General features: G+C 59.6%; 15 protein-coding genes. 6 read left to right on the forward strand and 9 right to left on the reverse strand.

Annotation, left to right across the window (positions count from 1 at the left end):
* Window positions 1-109 precede the first annotated feature (109 nt).
* Genes ACO07T_RS04615 through ACO07T_RS04625 form a run of 3 tightly spaced genes read right to left on the reverse strand, consistent with a single transcriptional unit; the run spans window position 110 to window position 2,872 of the window.
* On the reverse strand, window positions 110-1,267 hold the full coding sequence (locus ACO07T_RS04615; protein WP_422048439.1) for a CCA tRNA nucleotidyltransferase: 1,158 nt from the start codon (window positions 1,265-1,267) through the stop codon (window positions 110-112).
* On the reverse strand, window positions 1,264-1,872 hold the full coding sequence (locus tag ACO07T_RS04620; protein ID WP_422048440.1) for a CoA pyrophosphatase: 609 nt from the start codon (window positions 1,870-1,872) through the stop codon (window positions 1,264-1,266). The genes ACO07T_RS04615 and ACO07T_RS04620 overlap by 4 nt, the downstream gene beginning before the upstream one ends.
* Window positions 1,856-2,872, reverse strand: coding sequence for an Hsp33 family molecular chaperone HslO (locus ACO07T_RS04625; RefSeq protein WP_422048441.1), 1,017 nt, complete (start codon window positions 2,870-2,872; stop codon window positions 1,856-1,858). The genes ACO07T_RS04620 and ACO07T_RS04625 overlap by 17 nt, the downstream gene beginning before the upstream one ends.
* Before the next feature lie 78 nt (window positions 2,873-2,950).
* Between ACO07T_RS04625 and ACO07T_RS04630 the strand changes: the two genes are divergently transcribed.
* Window positions 2,951-3,388 (forward strand): NUDIX hydrolase, encoded by a 438-nt coding sequence (locus ACO07T_RS04630; protein WP_422048442.1) that lies wholly within the window; start codon window positions 2,951-2,953, stop codon window positions 3,386-3,388.
* A gap of 63 nt (window positions 3,389-3,451) precedes the next feature.
* On the opposite strand, the gene ACO07T_RS04635 is transcribed toward ACO07T_RS04630, so the two are convergent.
* Window positions 3,452-4,720 (reverse strand): PP2C family protein-serine/threonine phosphatase, encoded by a 1,269-nt coding sequence (locus tag ACO07T_RS04635; RefSeq protein ID WP_247742808.1) that lies wholly within the window; start codon window positions 4,718-4,720, stop codon window positions 3,452-3,454.
* A 167-nt stretch (window positions 4,721-4,887) separates the two neighbouring features.
* Here ACO07T_RS04635 and ACO07T_RS04640 point away from each other — a divergent pair, with 167 nt between their 5' ends.
* On the forward strand, window positions 4,888-5,211 hold the full coding sequence (locus tag ACO07T_RS04640) for an Hpt domain-containing protein (protein ID WP_209076170.1): 324 nt from the start codon (window positions 4,888-4,890) through the stop codon (window positions 5,209-5,211).
* A gap of 163 nt (window positions 5,212-5,374) precedes the next feature.
* Here ACO07T_RS04640 and ilvA read toward each other — a convergent pair whose 3' ends face one another.
* The 5 genes from ilvA to ACO07T_RS04665 form a co-directional block, all read right to left on the reverse strand.
* The gene (gene ilvA, locus ACO07T_RS04645; protein ID WP_422048443.1) at window positions 5,375-6,613 is read right to left on the reverse strand and encodes a threonine ammonia-lyase IlvA; all 1,239 of its coding nucleotides are present in this window, start codon (window positions 6,611-6,613) and stop codon (window positions 5,375-5,377) included.
* Between the two features lie 38 nt (window positions 6,614-6,651).
* Window positions 6,652-7,401, reverse strand: a complete 750-nt coding sequence (locus ACO07T_RS04650; RefSeq protein WP_422048444.1) for a hypothetical protein — start codon at window positions 7,399-7,401, stop codon at window positions 6,652-6,654.
* Window positions 7,402-7,560: 159 nt separating this feature from the next.
* Window positions 7,561-8,187: a hypothetical protein gene (locus ACO07T_RS04655; RefSeq protein WP_422048445.1), complete on the reverse strand. Its 627-nt coding sequence runs from the start codon at window positions 8,185-8,187 to the stop codon at window positions 7,561-7,563.
* 118 nt (window positions 8,188-8,305) lie between these two features.
* Window positions 8,306-10,135 (reverse strand): beta-N-acetylhexosaminidase, encoded by a 1,830-nt coding sequence (locus ACO07T_RS04660; protein WP_422048446.1) that lies wholly within the window; start codon window positions 10,133-10,135, stop codon window positions 8,306-8,308.
* Window positions 10,104-10,859 (reverse strand): GntR family transcriptional regulator, encoded by a 756-nt coding sequence (locus ACO07T_RS04665; protein ID WP_209058040.1) that lies wholly within the window; start codon window positions 10,857-10,859, stop codon window positions 10,104-10,106. Before ACO07T_RS04665 ends, ACO07T_RS04660 begins: the two co-directional genes overlap by 32 nt.
* 217 nt (window positions 10,860-11,076) lie before the next feature.
* Here ACO07T_RS04665 and ACO07T_RS04670 point away from each other — a divergent pair, with 217 nt between their 5' ends.
* The 4 genes from ACO07T_RS04670 to ACO07T_RS04685 all read left to right on the forward strand — a co-directional run bounded on the left by ACO07T_RS04670 (window position 11,077) and on the right by ACO07T_RS04685 (window position 15,270).
* Window positions 11,077-12,009 (forward strand): carbohydrate ABC transporter permease, encoded by a 933-nt coding sequence (locus ACO07T_RS04670; RefSeq protein ID WP_209058048.1) that lies wholly within the window; start codon window positions 11,077-11,079, stop codon window positions 12,007-12,009.
* 1 nt (window position 12,010) lies between these two features.
* Window positions 12,011-12,853 carry a carbohydrate ABC transporter permease gene (locus ACO07T_RS04675; RefSeq protein ID WP_209076180.1) on the forward strand — a complete coding sequence of 281 codons (843 nt, stop codon included), beginning with the start codon at window positions 12,011-12,013 and terminating at the stop codon, window positions 12,851-12,853.
* A gap of 20 nt (window positions 12,854-12,873) precedes the next feature.
* The gene (locus tag ACO07T_RS04680) at window positions 12,874-14,079 is read left to right on the forward strand and encodes an ABC transporter substrate-binding protein (RefSeq protein WP_422048447.1); all 1,206 of its coding nucleotides are present in this window, start codon (window positions 12,874-12,876) and stop codon (window positions 14,077-14,079) included.
* A 93-nt stretch (window positions 14,080-14,172) separates the two neighbouring features.
* The gene (locus ACO07T_RS04685; protein WP_422048448.1) at window positions 14,173-15,270 is read left to right on the forward strand and encodes an ABC transporter ATP-binding protein; all 1,098 of its coding nucleotides are present in this window, start codon (window positions 14,173-14,175) and stop codon (window positions 15,268-15,270) included.
* The last annotated feature ends 6 nt before the right edge of the window (window positions 15,271-15,276 follow it).

Below are 15,276 nucleotides of genomic sequence, written 5' to 3' on the forward strand. Positions count from 1 at the left end.
ACCAGCTTTTTGGCACGTCGGTATCACGTCGGTAAGGCGGCTGTATCGCGGAGGTGCGAAATTTGTGGTCGGGCAAAGTGTAAGCACAAGGCGCGTTGGCCGTTGCCGATCACTCAGGCGCGTCAAGCAACGCCGCTGCGGTGAGCGTGAACTGTGACTCGATCCAGCGGGCCTCAAGCTGTTTCAGCCGTTGGCCAAGCGCGGCCCCTTGAAAGCGATCCATCAGATCAGCGGGGCGGATCGGGAAAGTCGCAGCCGCACCGCGCGCCGCCTCAGACAGCGCACCCGGCATCAAGGGCATCTCCAGCAGGGCCGCGCGCAGCAGCACGATGGACTGGCCAAGATCCGCGCCATGGTGATAGCCAAGCGCGCCGGAGCTGTCGGTGCTTTCCACGCCGTTGCGCAGGGTTTCCAGCTGACGGGCGCGTTTCTTGGAGAGGCGCAACGCTTCGGCCACCTGTTGCCCGCCCAAGGCCGCAAGACGACGCATCGAATCCGGCGCAAGACCGGCAAGCCCTTCCAAATGCACCAGCGGCGCAAGCGCGCGATCATCGGCCCCTTCGAGCACAGCGGTGAGCGCGCCGGTGCTGCGCATGGCAGCCACGGCTGGGGCCGGATCAGGCGCACCCATGAGTTTGACCATCTCCGCGCCTATGCGCTCTTTGGAGAGGCTGGCAATGCCCTCGATATTGGCGGCGATAGCGGCCAAGGCCTCCGGGTCCATGCCCTCAGCCGGATCGCCGTAAAAGGCGTGAAAGCGGAAGTAGCGCAGGATGCGCAGGTAATCTTCGCGAATACGGTCTTCGGCCACATCAATAAAGCGCAGGCGGCGGGCCTCAAGATCTGCAAGCCCGCCAAGCGGGTCGACCACGGTGCCGTCCGAGCGCGCATAAAGTGCGTTCATGGTGAAGTCGCGACGATGCGCGTCATCCTCGACATGGTCGGAAAAGGCCACCACGGCGCGGCGGCCATCGGTTTCTACATCGCGCCGGAAGGTGGTGATCTCATGGGGGATGCCACCGGAGACCACGGTGATGGTGCCATGCTCAATCCCAGTGGGGATCGCGTTCAACCCTGCCGCCTTTGCCAGCGCCATGACCTGCTCGGGGCGGGCATCGGTGGAGATGTCGATGTCATTGACAGGCGCGCCCAAAAGCGCGTTGCGCACACAGCCGCCGACAAAGAGCGCCTGATGATGATCAGTCTCTAACATAGCGCAAACCGCCTGTGTGGCGGGCGCGGTCAACCAGTCTCCGGTGACCTTCATAGACGTTCTACCCGTTCGGCAAGACCGCGCAGAATGCGCGCTGTGGCGCCCCAGATGTAATAGGGGCCAAAGGGGACTGTGAAATAATGGCGACGCTTGCCCTGCCAGCGGCGGTATTGCACGGAAAACCGCGCCGGATCGGTGACATGGGAGAGCGGCACAGAGAAGACCTCATCGACTTCGCCCGGCTCGGGGATCACGTCAAATGCGTCTCTAACATGGCCCAAAACCGGTGTGACCATGAAGCTTGTCACGGTCTCATGGGTGGGCAGTGTGCCGAGCACATCGACATTTTCAGAAGGCAGACCGATCTCCTCACGGGCTTCGCGCAGCGCGGCAGCGATCACATCCGCATCGGCCTCGTCCTGCTTGCCCCCGGGAAAGGCAATCTGCCCCGGATGGTGCTTCAGATGGCTGGCACGTTTGGTGAGGATGACATGGGGAATGCCGGATTTGATCTCGATCGGGACCAGCACACCAGCGGGGCGCAGCTTGCGGCCGGGCGGCAGGATCACATCAGGATTGAGATCAAAATCAGAAGAGGCCGCGCTGTCCAGCGACAGCGCGGCCTTGATGTGGTGGAGCGGATCAGACGCCTGCGGCATCGGCACCGCTGTCTTTGCTGCGGTCCTTGGGTGGCATGCCCACGGAGGCCGGATCCATGTCGTAATGCGCGCCGCAGAATTGGCAATCCGCAGTCACGCGGCCTTCCGGTGTGGTCATCTTTTCGATGTCACGGGCGGAGTAGATCGACAGGGACTGGCGTACGCGCTCCTCGGAGCATGTGCAGCCAAATTTCACGGATTGCGCAGCATAGACACGCGGCTCTTCTTCGTGGAACAGGCGCACCAGCAGATCGGTTGGCGGCACGGAGGGGCCGATCATTTCCAGATCTTCGACCGAATCCAGCAGGATATTGGCGCGGTTCCAGTTCTCGGCGTCGTCTTCGTTGACCACATCTTTGGCCAGAAGGTAGCCGCTTTCGCCGCTGCCGCCTTCGCCGGAGACTTCGGGGCTGGCTTTTGGCATGTGCTGCAACATGATGCCGCCTGCGCGCCAGTGTTCGCCCACACCCGGCTCGATGGATTTGCCGAATTTCAGCGAAAAGCGCGTGGCGAGCTGTTCAGACTGCGCGAAATAGGCTTCTGCGGAGGCCTGCAGAGAGCCGCCGACCAGACCGGAGATGCCCTGATAGGGCTTCATGCCTTCGCCCTGATCGATCAGAACTGCGAAATAGCCGTTGCCGAGCTGCTCAAACGGGGTGCCTTCGGTCAGGCGCTCTTCATCAAAGCTGGCGTAAGCGCGGATGCGGGCGATCTCGCCCTCGTTTTGCGGCGCGTAGTAATCGGTGGCGATCATGCGCACGGGGCCGTTGGTCTGCACTTGCAGCGACAGCTTCCAGCGCAGGCTGATGGTCTGGCCTATCAGCGCGGTCAGCAGGGCCATTTCGGCCACCAGCGCCTCGACCGTTTCCGGATAGGCATGTTGTTTCAGCACGCCCGAGAGCACGCCATCCAGACGCGCCACACGTCCGCGAATATCAGATTTGTCCAGCTGGAACGGCAACACTGTGTCGTCCCAGGCAATTTTACTTGCAGCTTTCATGGGGTTTCCTTATCGGCCTTCCCTTGCCATACCGCGACTATATAGGGCCAGCAAGGGCCGGAAAAAGGGGTTTCACGGATGATTCCACGATTTGGCACACCGCCGCGCGCGGACAAACGGTATCGGATGCGTCCCGGGGCCTATGCGGTTCTGCTCAAGGGAGAGCAGATGCTGGTGACCTATCAGAGCGCGCCGCATGATGAATTTCAGCTGCCCGGCGGCGGGATTGATCCCGGTGAAAGCCCTACGGTCGCGCTCTATCGTGAGGTTTTTGAGGAGACCGGCTACCGGATTGCCAAGCCGCGCCGGCTGGGCGCGTTTCGCCGTTTCACCTTTATGCCGGAATATGACCTCTGGGCGGAAAAGCTCTGCACGATCTATGTGGCCACGCCAACGCTGCGGATCGGCCCGCCAAGTGAGCCGGGGCATACGGCGGTGTGGATGGATATTGAGGATGCGGTGGCGAAGCTGGCCAATGATGGCGATCGCCATTTCACGGCGCAATTTCTGCGTTAAGCGATATGGCGGCGGGCCAATGTGCGCTCTATCGCAGGGCGCACATCAGGCGTGCTGATGCGGTCAGTCGCCTTGATATTCCAGCAGAATACCGGACACATCGTCCGGGAAGCCTTTGCCGCCGGAGAATTCATCGAGCTTCCAGACCAGCGCCTGAAGGGTGTTCTCCAGATCGTGGTCTTTGAGATCCGCCATCATCGTCTCAAGCCCCTCTTCGCCGAGCATGCCAGTGCCGGTGTCCGGACATTCGGTCACCCCATCTGACAGGAGGAACAGGCGGTCGCCGGGGGCGAGCTGGATGTCAAACTGCGAGAACTCGGCGCCGGGGATGAGGCCCACCGGAAGGCCGCCGGGGCCATCCTGCTCAATCGTGCCATCGGCGCGCTGCACCAGCGGATGCGGATGCCCCGCCTGTGCCATGATCACCTTGCCAGTTTTTAGATCCACATCGGCCAGCAGCATGGTGAAGTAATGCTCGGTCTCCATCTCATCGAGAATGATCTCGTTAAGACGCGCCACCACCTCTGCGGGCGGCAGCGGTTGATGGGTGCCGTCGGGCAACACCTGCATGGCCACATTATGCTCCGGCGAGGTTGCGGAAAGATGGCCCGCGAGACGGGCGGTGATCAGGGCAGAGCTGATTCCATGGCCTGAAACGTCAATCGCATAAAGGCCAATGCGCGTGTCGCTGATCTTGTAGTGGCCGACAAGATCGCCCCCCACATGGCCAGAAGATTGCAGCAACAGCGACACCGCCGCGCCATCAAAGGTGCGATAGCGTTCAGGCACCAGAGATTGCTGGAGTTTCTTGGCGGCCAGAAGGTCATTATCAAGGCTGTCATAAAGCCGCTGAAGCTCGTCCAGCGTGTCGGTGATGACCTTGTTTTTGTCTTTCAGCTCGCGCTGCATGCGCAGGATACGCTCTGCCGCAGAGATCCGGGCGCGCAACTCATAGCCGTTCACCGGTTTGGTCAGGAAATCATCAGCACCGGCGTCAAAGCCCTGTGCAACCTCGGTTTTCTCGCTCTTGGAGGTCAAGAGGATGAAGTAGCCGTAGGTTTCTGTCTGCAGCTGGCGGAAGGCGACGCAGAATTCGATCCCGGTCATGCCCGGCATCATCCAGTCCGACAAGATCAGATCAGGCGGATCCTCGCGGCAGATCTCCAGCGCTTCCATACCAGAGGCCGCCTCGATCACATCATAACCGTCCCGCTTGAGAGACAGGCTGAGAATGCGCCTTTGCACACGGCTGTCATCCACCAGCAACACACGCTTGATCACGCCGGTTTCAGGCGCATCATCTTCAGCAGATTGAACAGAGGTGCTCGACAAAACTCTGGGGCCTTTGCACAAATTTCGAATTTGGTTACACAGACATCTAGGAACGTGCGCCTTAACATGCCGTCAAAAGTAAAAATGAGATAGTTCAAATTTTACGGGTTAGGAATTGTTAATACTTTTTTGTCATTGTTAGGTGAGGAACTGATGAGGAAATGCCCATGATTGACTGGGAACGCGTTGACGAACTGCGTGAAGAGATCGGCGCAGAGGACTTTGATGAAGTTGTGGACCTCTTTCTCGACGAAGTTGAGGAAGTCATCGGCCGTCTTCAGGACGGTCCGGATCTGGCCAACCTTGAGGCTGACCTGCACTTCCTGAAAGGTGGCGCGCTGAACCTTGGTTTTCGGGCGTTTTCGCAACTTTGCCAAGCTGGCGAGGCCGCTGCAGCGGCTGGGAAAGCCGAATCCGTCGATCTTGAGGCGATTCTCACGGCCTTCTCCGAAAGCAAAAACGTCTTTGCTCAGACACTGGCTGCGGCCTGATCGCATCCTGAACCTGCGCCTCTGGCGCAAAAACTCAGACGTCCCTCCTCCAAAAAGCGCTGCGCCCACTGATGTGGTGCAGCGCTTTTGCCTTTGTCCTGCTCACAGGTTTGTGACGCCTCTATCGGCATAGACCTGCCGACAGCCCGGCCAAAGCCGAGGGTCAGAGCACGTATTGGGCCAGAGTTTCATCGTTGGTGATGTCGGTGAAGGTCATCCCAGCGGCCTTGATTCGCTCAAACAGCGCGTCGAAATTCTCAGACCTTGTGGTTTCAATACCAATCAGAACCGAGCCGAAGTTGCGCGCGGATTTCTTCAGATATTCAAAGCGCGCGATGTCATCTTCCGGCCCGAGGGTTTCCAGAAAGTCGCGCAACGCGCCGGGGCGCTGCGGCATGCGCAGAATGAAATACTTCTTAACACCGGAGAACCGCTGCGCCCGCTCTTTCACTTCGGGCAGACGCTCAAAATCAAAATTGCCGCCGGATGTCACACAGACCACGGTTTTGCCGCGGATTTGGTCGGCCACATCGGTCAGCGCATCCACCGCCAGCGCGCCAGCGGGTTCCAGCACAATGCCTTCCACATTGAGCATCTCGATCATCGTGGCGCAGATCCGGTCTTCGGGCGCGGCCAGCACATCCTCATGGGAGAGGCTCGCCAGCCGGGCGAAAGTCTTGTCGCCAATCCGGGCCACCGCCGCCCCGTCGACAAAGCCGTCAAGATTGGCCAGCGTCACCGGGTGTCCGGCATCCAGAGCCGCGGCCAAGCTCATGCCGCCTTCAGGCTCCACCAGCGTGTAGCGGGTCTGATCGCCAAAATAGCTGTAAACGCCCGACGACAGGCCGCCGCCACCCACCGGCAGAATGATGTGATCGGGCACGCGGCCCAATTGGGATTCAATTTCGGCGGCAACCGTGGCCTGCCCCTCAATCACGTCTTCATCATCAAAGGGTGAGAGGAAGGCGGCCCCTGCCTCGGTGCAATAGGCCTGAGCCGCGGCCAGCGTGTCATCAAAATAATCCCCGACAAGGCGGATCTCGACATTGTCGCCGCCAAACACCTGCGTCTTGAAGATCTTTTGCTGCGGTGTGGTGACCGGCATGAAGATCACGCCCTGCACGTCAAAATGCTTGCACATGAAGGCCAGGCCTTGGGCGTGGTTGCCCGCGCTGGCGCAGACAAAAATCCGCTGATCGGGCGTGTTCACACGCCGCTTGCGCATGGCGTTGAACGCGCCGCGCAGCTTGTAGGAGCGCACGGGCGTGAGGTCTTCGCGCTTGAGCCAGATATCGGCGTCAAAGCGGGCAGAGAGGTGGGCATTCAGCTGCAGAGGCGTGGCGGGGAAAACGCTGCGCATGGCGGCTTCGGCAGTGCGGGCACAGGTACGAAAATCGCTCATGCGCCTTCAGTGACTTAAGCCGCCCCGTTTGGCAAGGGTCAGTCGATGCTGCGGCCTTCGATGTAGTGCCCATAAAGCGTTGTCAGGATGCTGACATTGAGCAGGGACAGGAAGACGGTTGTGGCTATGGAAAACGGGACACCCAGTATTGGCGTGATCGCACTCAGAGTAAACACGGCCGACTGGGCCGCCACCTGACAGCCAACCAAGACCAGAAGCAGCAGAAGGAGCGATCCCCAGGAGCCCGCGGTGGCGGCAAACGCTTCGCCAAGTGTCGCCGGTTTGCCAATGGCGGCTGCGGGGAGTGTTGTGGAGAGGCGCATGAAGGCCAGCACGGCAAAAATATAGGCGGCAATGCCAAGCACAATCCCAAGGATGGGCGCCGTCCGCAGCAGCATCGTCACAATAAATACCGCCGGAGCGCCGACCACCAAACCCACCAGAGACAGCTTCAGGATTTGCCCCCAATAGGCCAGGATCTGACCACCGTTGAAGGTGGGTATCCAACCCTGTGGCATCTCCTCAAGGATCACAAAGCGGTGCCACGCCACAACGCACCAGGTTGCCAGCGTCGCAGAGACAACAAACATGCCCAGAAAACCCAGGATGGCAGCGGCTTCAGGGAAGTCTTCAGAGGTGGATTGGGGCAGAATGGCAAACATCAGCCCGACAATCAGGCCAAGGGCAACAATGCCAAGCAGCGCCGGCACCAGAAAGATGCGCAGCGCCTCGCGCCAGTTGCGAATGACCATGCCAAAAGCATGTTTGAACAGTTTCCAACCCTGCATCTCATCACCTCTAAGTAGCTGCGCAGACGCTATGGTCGCGTTAGAGGTATCTCAAGTCAGAAGCGGGGCTGTCGGCGCAAAGCCGCCCGCGTGATGTATAACATCCACACGCGGGGCTTTGGGTGCATCGCGCAACTTTCAGTTTGCGGTACGTCAGGCTCAAGCCAGAAGCGCGTCGACCTGTGCGCTGCTGGGGATACCCATGGCGATCAAGGTCGGCTCATTGAGTCGCGCTGGGTTCACACCGGTGAGGGTGATGCCTTCTCCGCCGGGGAAAATCAGCACCGCATTGCCGTAACGGTCTGCGCGCACGGCCACATCCTGAACGCTGACCGGCTTGCCACGGGCATCGGTCAGCAAAGAGACATCCAGCTGGTCGCGATCGGCCCCTTCGATGCGGAAATCCGGCACCACGTCAAAGTCATACTCTCCGGCAAAGGCGAAGGTTTCGGAATCACACATCCATTGCACCAGCGTTTCGGTCAGCTCGGCCTGCGGCGGGTGAAGATGGCCAGCGGCGGCCTCCTGCTCCCAAGGTTCTTCAAAGCTGAGCACCCGGCCACGGGCCAAGGTCGGAAAGCCGGTGTGATCGTCGGGCACAAAATAGGTTGCGCCGTGATGTTCAAAAAACGCGCCATCCACCACGCCCAGCGCCGAGCGGTATTCCACGCTGCCCCGGCCAAGCGGCGGATTTTCCTCTGGAAATATCTGCACTTCCAAAGCCGCGTTTGCAGGTTTGCCAGCTGTCATTGTGTCAAACAGCCAATAGCCTTTTACATATGCCATCGGTCTTCCCCAAAATAATCCCAGGGACCAGTACGACGCATCAAGGTTAAGAAAGGTTAAATCGAGACCTGCTAAATCCTTAAATTTTTACAATCACTTGCGCAGATTTATCCGCAGATCACGGCTGATCCGCCTGCTGTGACCAGACCTGCGGGCCAAGGCCAGATTGATACACATGGGCCAACTGCGTGAGCGCTTCAGTCGTAATATCGGCGGTTTGCCAGGCCTTGGCGCTGACGCCAAGCATGCGCGGCATGAGCATCGGCCAGATTTGCGCGTCTTCGGTGGTGAACTCTGACCAGAAGGTGCCCTGCACCCCTTTGATACGCGCCGCAAGTTCGGGCTCTGGCACAGGCTCCCAGGCGATGGTGTCCGCAAGCGATACATAGGCGGCCCAGTTGGCGCCCCAATCGTCCGGATCATCGGTGTGCGCCATATCGAGATAGACATGCTGCGCCGGGCTCATCACCACATCATAGCCTGCGCGGGCCGCAGCGAGGCCGGGCCCCTGCCCTGTCCAGCTGAACAGAAGCGCGCCGTTGCCAATGCCGCCGTTGTTGCCCTTTGCGGCCTCTTCCCACGCGCAGGGGCGGAATCCGTGCGCGGTGGTTTTGGCGGCGAGTCGCGCGATGGTCCAGCCTAGCAGATCATCGGTGGTCTCCAAGCCTTCCCGCGCCATCAGATCACGGGCCAGCGGGCTGCCCATCCAAGTGCCTTCCGGCAATTCATCACAGCCAAGATGCACATGACCAAAGGGGAAAAGCGCGCCCACTTCGGCCATGATCGTCTCCAGCACCTCCCATGTGCTCTCAAGCGCCGGGTTCATCACATTGCCTCTGTAGCCCTGCACACTGGTTTCCGTGCCGGTGTCATCAGGATCGCGCAGGTCGGGGAACACATGGGTGAGGGCGATGGCGTGGGCGGGCACCTCGATTTCCGGCATCACCTCGATATTGAGCGCTTTGGCATGGGCGATGATCGCGCGGGCGGTGTCTTTGGAGTAGCTGCCGCCGGAGGTCAGCGCGCCGGAGAACAGGCCGGGCAGCAGATGGCCCTCGCCACAAAAGGCGGTCTTCTGCCAGAGCTCGGGGAAACTGTCGATTTCCAGACGGAAAGCCTCATCATCGGCAAAATGCCAGTGAAAGCGGTTCATCTTGAGCAAGGCCATCAGGTCGAGCAGCTCACAGAGGGTTTCCGGCGCATAGTAATGCCGCGCCGTGTCCAGATGTTGCCCACGCCAACCAAAACGCGGGGCGTCCTTGAGGGTGCCACAGGGCAGCGGCCCTTGCTGCAGGAGCGTCAGAAGGGTGATGCCCGCATAGAACACCCCGCCATAATCCGCAGCGCGGATGGTGATGCCCTGCTGCGTGATCTCGATTTCATAGGCATCTTCAGCAAAGTCTGCGAGCGCAATATCAGTTTCTATATCACCTTGAAAATGCCAGTCTTTGCGCTCTGCCAGAGCGGCAACCGCCTCCAGCGCGGGATGGGTGCATCGGATGCCGTCCAGTGACAGCGTGCCGCCGGACGGCACCCAGCTTTGCGGCTGCGGCACCAGCGGCAGGCCGGGAAATGGGCCGAGATCCGGCAGAGGTTGCGGGCGGCACCCCGAAGGCGGCTTGGGCAAAGGGATCGCCTCGCCAGCCACCCGCAGAAAGGGGCCTAAAGGCAGCCAGGCCCGGTTTGCGGGATGGAAACCTTTGGCGTAGCGGATGGTCAGTTCATAAGGCGTATCGGCCGCCAGATCGGGCAGCTGGATTTCCGTGTAGCTGCCAAGCTCCTTGGTCACCGTGCCACCGGACACCACCTCAAACGGGGCCATGCCTGAAAAACAAAACACCGGAGCCGCCAATGCGCGATCCGGTGTGAAGGTGCAGAGGATTTCCTTGCCAATGAGGCGACTTTCATACTGCATATCAATCCAATCTGAGCTCTGAAACGAAGTCATAAATGTCTGAACGGTACAGTCCGCGCGTCAGCTCGATGGGGCGACCCGAGGCGAGGTAGCCGGTGCGCACGATCTGCAACACCGCGCAGCCCTCAGGCAGCTTCATCAGATCCGCATCAGACGGCGACAGATTGAGCGCGGTGACCCGCTGAATGGCGCGGGTTGGGGCGCTGCCGTCCTTGCGCAGAAGCGTATACAGCGAGGTGTCGATCTGCTCCGGGTCGCGCAGAATGTCACGCGGCAGAGAGGAATATTCGAGCGCGATGGGCGTGCCGCCGGCACTGCGCAAACGGTTGATGCGTGCGACTTTTTCATGCGCCGCCAGCCCCAGCGTGACCATTTCATCGGGGTTGGGCGAAAACAGCCCGCGCGACAGCACTTCGCTTGTGGCCTGCATCCCGCGGGCACGCATGGTTTCGGTGAATGACACCAGTGAGGACAGCGATTGCTCCAGACGAGGCGATGGGATGGCCACAAAGGAGCCTGCGCCGCGCCGCTGTTCAATCAGCCCCTCTTCAACCAGCAATGACACCGCCTTGCGCACGGTCACGCGGCTGATGTCTGCGGTGTCCGCCAGATCACGCTCCGGCGGGAGCTGATCACCAGGTTGCAAGCCACCGCTGCGGATCTCTGCGGCGATGTGACGATAGAGCTGCTGATACCGTGGCCCACGTCCGGCGCGGTGCCAGACACTGGGATCATAAAGAGATGTCTCGGTTTCCATCACGGGCCCTCATGTGGTTTCAAAAACAATACCAATTTGCAAAATATACGCAATGAGGCAGGCTGAACTCCTTACGAAATGCCTGTTTTTCATACGTTATTCAAGGTAATTCTTTTTTGGTATTGTATTGGTAGCATTTTGGTTTGATTGGGTTAACATATTTGTCATGAATTGATTCGACTCCACTAAGAGCCGATGAAAACCATGGGGGATATGGATGGCCGAACTCTCCGCTCAGGCGCCACAAGACAGCGCCAGCCTGCGCAGCCGCACTTTGCCAGAGGGGCTCTTTGGCTGGCTGCTGGTTGGGCCCGCGATGCTCTTCATCGCCGTGATCGTGGCCTGGCCATTGGCGGAAACCATCCGTCTGTCTTTCATGGAGGCCGGACTTGGCGGCGAAAGCTATGTTGGCCTTGAGAACTATCAGGATCTCGCCGACAGCCGCCGCTTTCACCAGACCATTGTGCGGACGTTTTATTGGATGTTCCTGAGTGTCGGGCTAAAGCTCGTGCTGGGTCTGATCGGAGCGGTGCTGCTGAATGCTGCCATTCCAGGCCGCGCGCTCTTCCGGGTGCTGGTGATGCCGCCCTGGGTGATCCCGATCGCGATCGGCTGTATCGGCTGGATGTGGCTCTATAACGGCTATTTCGGCGTGTTGTCTGGCACTTTGATGAAGCTCGGCATCACCGATGGGCCGTTTGAATTCCTCGCCTATAAAACCTCCGCTTTCTACTCGGCCATTGTGACCGACGTCTGGGTGGGCACGCCGATGGTGACGCTGTTCTTCCTTGCCGCGATGCAGGGCGTGAGCCGCGATCTTTATGAGGCCGCCTGGGTGGATGGCGCAGGACGCTGGTACCGCTTCCGCCGCATCACCATCCCGCAAATCCTGCCGGTGATTGTCTCCATGGCGCTGCTGTCCGCGATTTTCACCTTCAACAGCTTTGAGATCATCTGGATTTTGACCGAAGGCGGGCCACGCGGCGCGACCACCACGATGATCGTAGACACCTACAAGGTGGCGATTGGCAACTACAAGTTTGGCGAAGGTGCCGCGCGCGCCGTCATCATCGTCCTCCTGCTCGGTATTTTCTCTCTCATCTACTTGTTCTTCCTGAACAAAGTGAACAAACGCTACGGGGTGAAGTGACATGATGGATCGCTACACAAAGTTGCAACTGGTCGGCATCTACGCCGCGCTTGCTGTCTTCCTCACCTTCATGCTGCTGCCGTTTTTTGAGATGTTCATGGCCAGCCTGCGCCCGCTGGAGCATCTGTTCCGCAGCCCCTATCAGTTCTGGTCCGATGATTTCAGCCTGCAAGCCTATAGCGACATGTGGGTCACGGTGCCCCTGCTCGGCCGCTATATCTTCAACTCGATTTTCATCGCCAGCGCGGTGACGGCGATCACCATGGTCTTTGTGGTGCCTGCGGCCTATGCCTATGCGCGGCTGGAGTTTCCCTTCAAAAACATCAGCCTTGGCATCTTTCTCGGCGTGAACATGTTCACCGGCGCGGTGCTGCTCATTCCGCTTTACCGCGTGCTGCGCACCATGGGGCTGCTCAACACCTATTGGGCGATGATCATTCCCGGCGTCGCCTTCCTCATTCCGACCGGCATCTGGCTGCTGCGCTCCTATCTGGAGAAAATCCCGCGCGAGCTGGAGGAAGCCGCTTTTGTGGATGGCGCCAGCCGTCTTTACACCCTGCGCCGTGTGGTGCTGCCGCTGGCGGTGCCCGGGCTGATCGTGGTGGGCGTTGCGGTCTTTATCGGCGCCTATGCACAGCAATTTTTGTTCGCAATCACATTCAACCAGACCCGCGAGCTGCAGCCGCTGCCTGCCGGTCTTTATGAATTCATCGGATACCAAACGGTGACCTGGAATGAGATGATGGCCGCTGCCTTGGTGGGCGTTCTGCCCGTCATGGTCATCTTCCTGTTCCTGCAAAAGTATCTCGTCGCCGGCCTCACCGCTGGCGCCGTGAAAGAATAATCAAACAAGGGAGACTATTTATGAAAAGCATAAAACTGACATTGGGCGCGGCCCTTTTGTCCGGCGTGGCAAGCACAGCCATGGCGGCGGACAAAGAAGTTCATTTCATCATGTGCGGCGGCGAAGTCCGTGCCGCAGACCAAGCGGTGGTCGATCAATTTGAGGCCGACTACGAAGGCGTAAAGGTGAACCTGGAAGCGGTGCCATGGGGCACATGCCAGGACAAATCCCTGACTCTCGCCGCAGCCGGTGATCCGCCCTCCATCGCTTATATGGGCAGCCGTACCCTGCGCCAGCTGGCCAAGAATGATCTGATCGTTCCGGCAGAAATCGACCCGAGCACACCTTATCAGCCCGGTGTTCTGAACACTGTCACCGTGGAAGGCACCGCCTGGGGCTATCCGCATGCGTTCTCCACAAAGGCGCTCTACCTGAACTGTGACATCATCGAAGCCTCCGGTCAGGCCTGTGAAGCGCCTGCCACCTGGGACGCGATGTATGATCTGGCAAAAGGCGTGGTGGACAACACCGATGCGGCGGGCGTGGGCCTTGCAGGCAAAGACTTTGACAACACCATGCACCAGTTCCTGAACTACCTCTATTCCAACGGTGGTGCGGTGATCGACAGCGCGTCGGGCGAAAACATGCTCGACAGCAAAGAGACCCGCGAGACGCTGGAATTCTACGGCAAGCTCGTGGATGTGGCGCAGGACGGCCCAACCGCATGGGAACGTGACCAGCTGCGTGACCTGTTCAACGACGGTCAGATCGCGATGTATGTTTCCGGCCCATGGGGTCACAACCAGCACAACGAAGACATCAACCAGAAGGTTGTGCCTGTGCCTGCTGGCCCATCCGGCACCTCCGGTTCGATCCTGATCACCGACTCCATCGTGGTGTTCAAAGGCTCTGGCCACGAAGATCTGGCGCAGGAGCTGGCCAAGCGCATCACCTCCGGTGACAGCCAGTATGATCTGGACAGCAGCTGGGGTCTGACCCCGATCCTGGACTATTCCAAGCTCGGCAAAGAAGATCTCTACTACGCGGATGGCATCTGGCCGACCTTCACAGCCTCCATCGCCACCGGCGGTCCGGAGCCGCTTGTGGAAGATTTCAAATCGCTGCAGTCGGTGTTCACCAACATGGTGCAGGGCATCATCCTGAAGGATGACACCGTGGACAACCTTGTCACCATCGCCGCTGAAGAGCTCGACGACGCGCTCTAAGCGGTCTCCCTGCTCCGGGCGTGCCTTCAGCGGTGCGCCCGGGGTGAAATTCCTCCTCTCTATCAATCCCTTCTCAGACAGACGGACAGTGCCATGGCGACGCTCAACCTCAATGCAATCAACAAGTCTTTTGGCACCGCCAAAGTGTTGCATGACATCAGCCTCGCGATTGAGGACAAGGAGTTTGTGGTCTTTGTCGGCCCATCCGGCTGCGGCAAATCCACCTTGCTGCGCATCATTGCCGGGCTGGAAGAAGCCACGTCAGGCTCCATCGTGATTGGCGGCAACGACGTCAGCCACGCCGCACCAGTGGATCGTGGCATCTCGATGGTGTTTCAATCCTACGCGCTTTATCCGCATCTGAGTGTTTATGAAAACATCGCCTTCCCCCTGCGTGTGCAGAAGATGGCGAAGGCCGAATTGGACGCACGTGTGCAGCGTGCCGCCAAAGTTTTGCAACTCACGGAAAAACTGCAGCTCAAGCCGGGACAGCTTTCCGGTGGTCAGCGCCAGCGCGTGGCCATTGGCCGCTCGATTGTGCGCGAACCCAAAGTGTTCCTGTTTGATGAGCCCCTCTCCAACCTTGACGCCGCACTTCGTGGGGATATGCGCGTCGAGCTGAGCCAGCTGCACCGCGAATTGGACGCCACCATGGTCTATGTGACCCATGATCAGGTCGAAGCGATGACCATGGCGGACCGGATTGTGGTGCTGAACGGCGGACAGGTGGAGCAATTCGGCTCACCGATGGAACTCTACCACCACCCCGCCACCAAATTTGTGGCAAGCTTCATTGGGCAGCCAAACATGAACTTTGTACCGGCCAAGGTGCTCGACACCGCAGGCGCGCTGACTGTGGAGCTTGAAGGCGGCCACAAGATGTCGCTGCCGGTGGAGACCGAGGGCGTCAGCGTTGGTGACACTGTGGAGGTTGGCATTCGCCCCGAACATGTGGCTTTGGGCCAGAATGGTCTCGATATTTCGGTGAATGTGCTGGAACGTCTGGGCGGTGTGGCGATCACCTATGGCACCATTGGCAACGGCACACGGTTCTGCGCCTCGCTGCCCGGAGATGCGCCGGTGCGCGAGGGTGAAATCCTGAACCTCACGGTCGCGCCAGAGGACTGCCATGTGTTCCAAAGCAACGGTCAGGTGCTGCGCCGCAAATCTGCGCCTGCGCTGGTGGCCTGAGGATAA

The organism is Shimia sp. (assembly GCF_965227725.1).
In the GTDB taxonomy this organism is placed as follows: domain Bacteria; phylum Pseudomonadota; class Alphaproteobacteria; order Rhodobacterales; family Rhodobacteraceae; genus Shimia.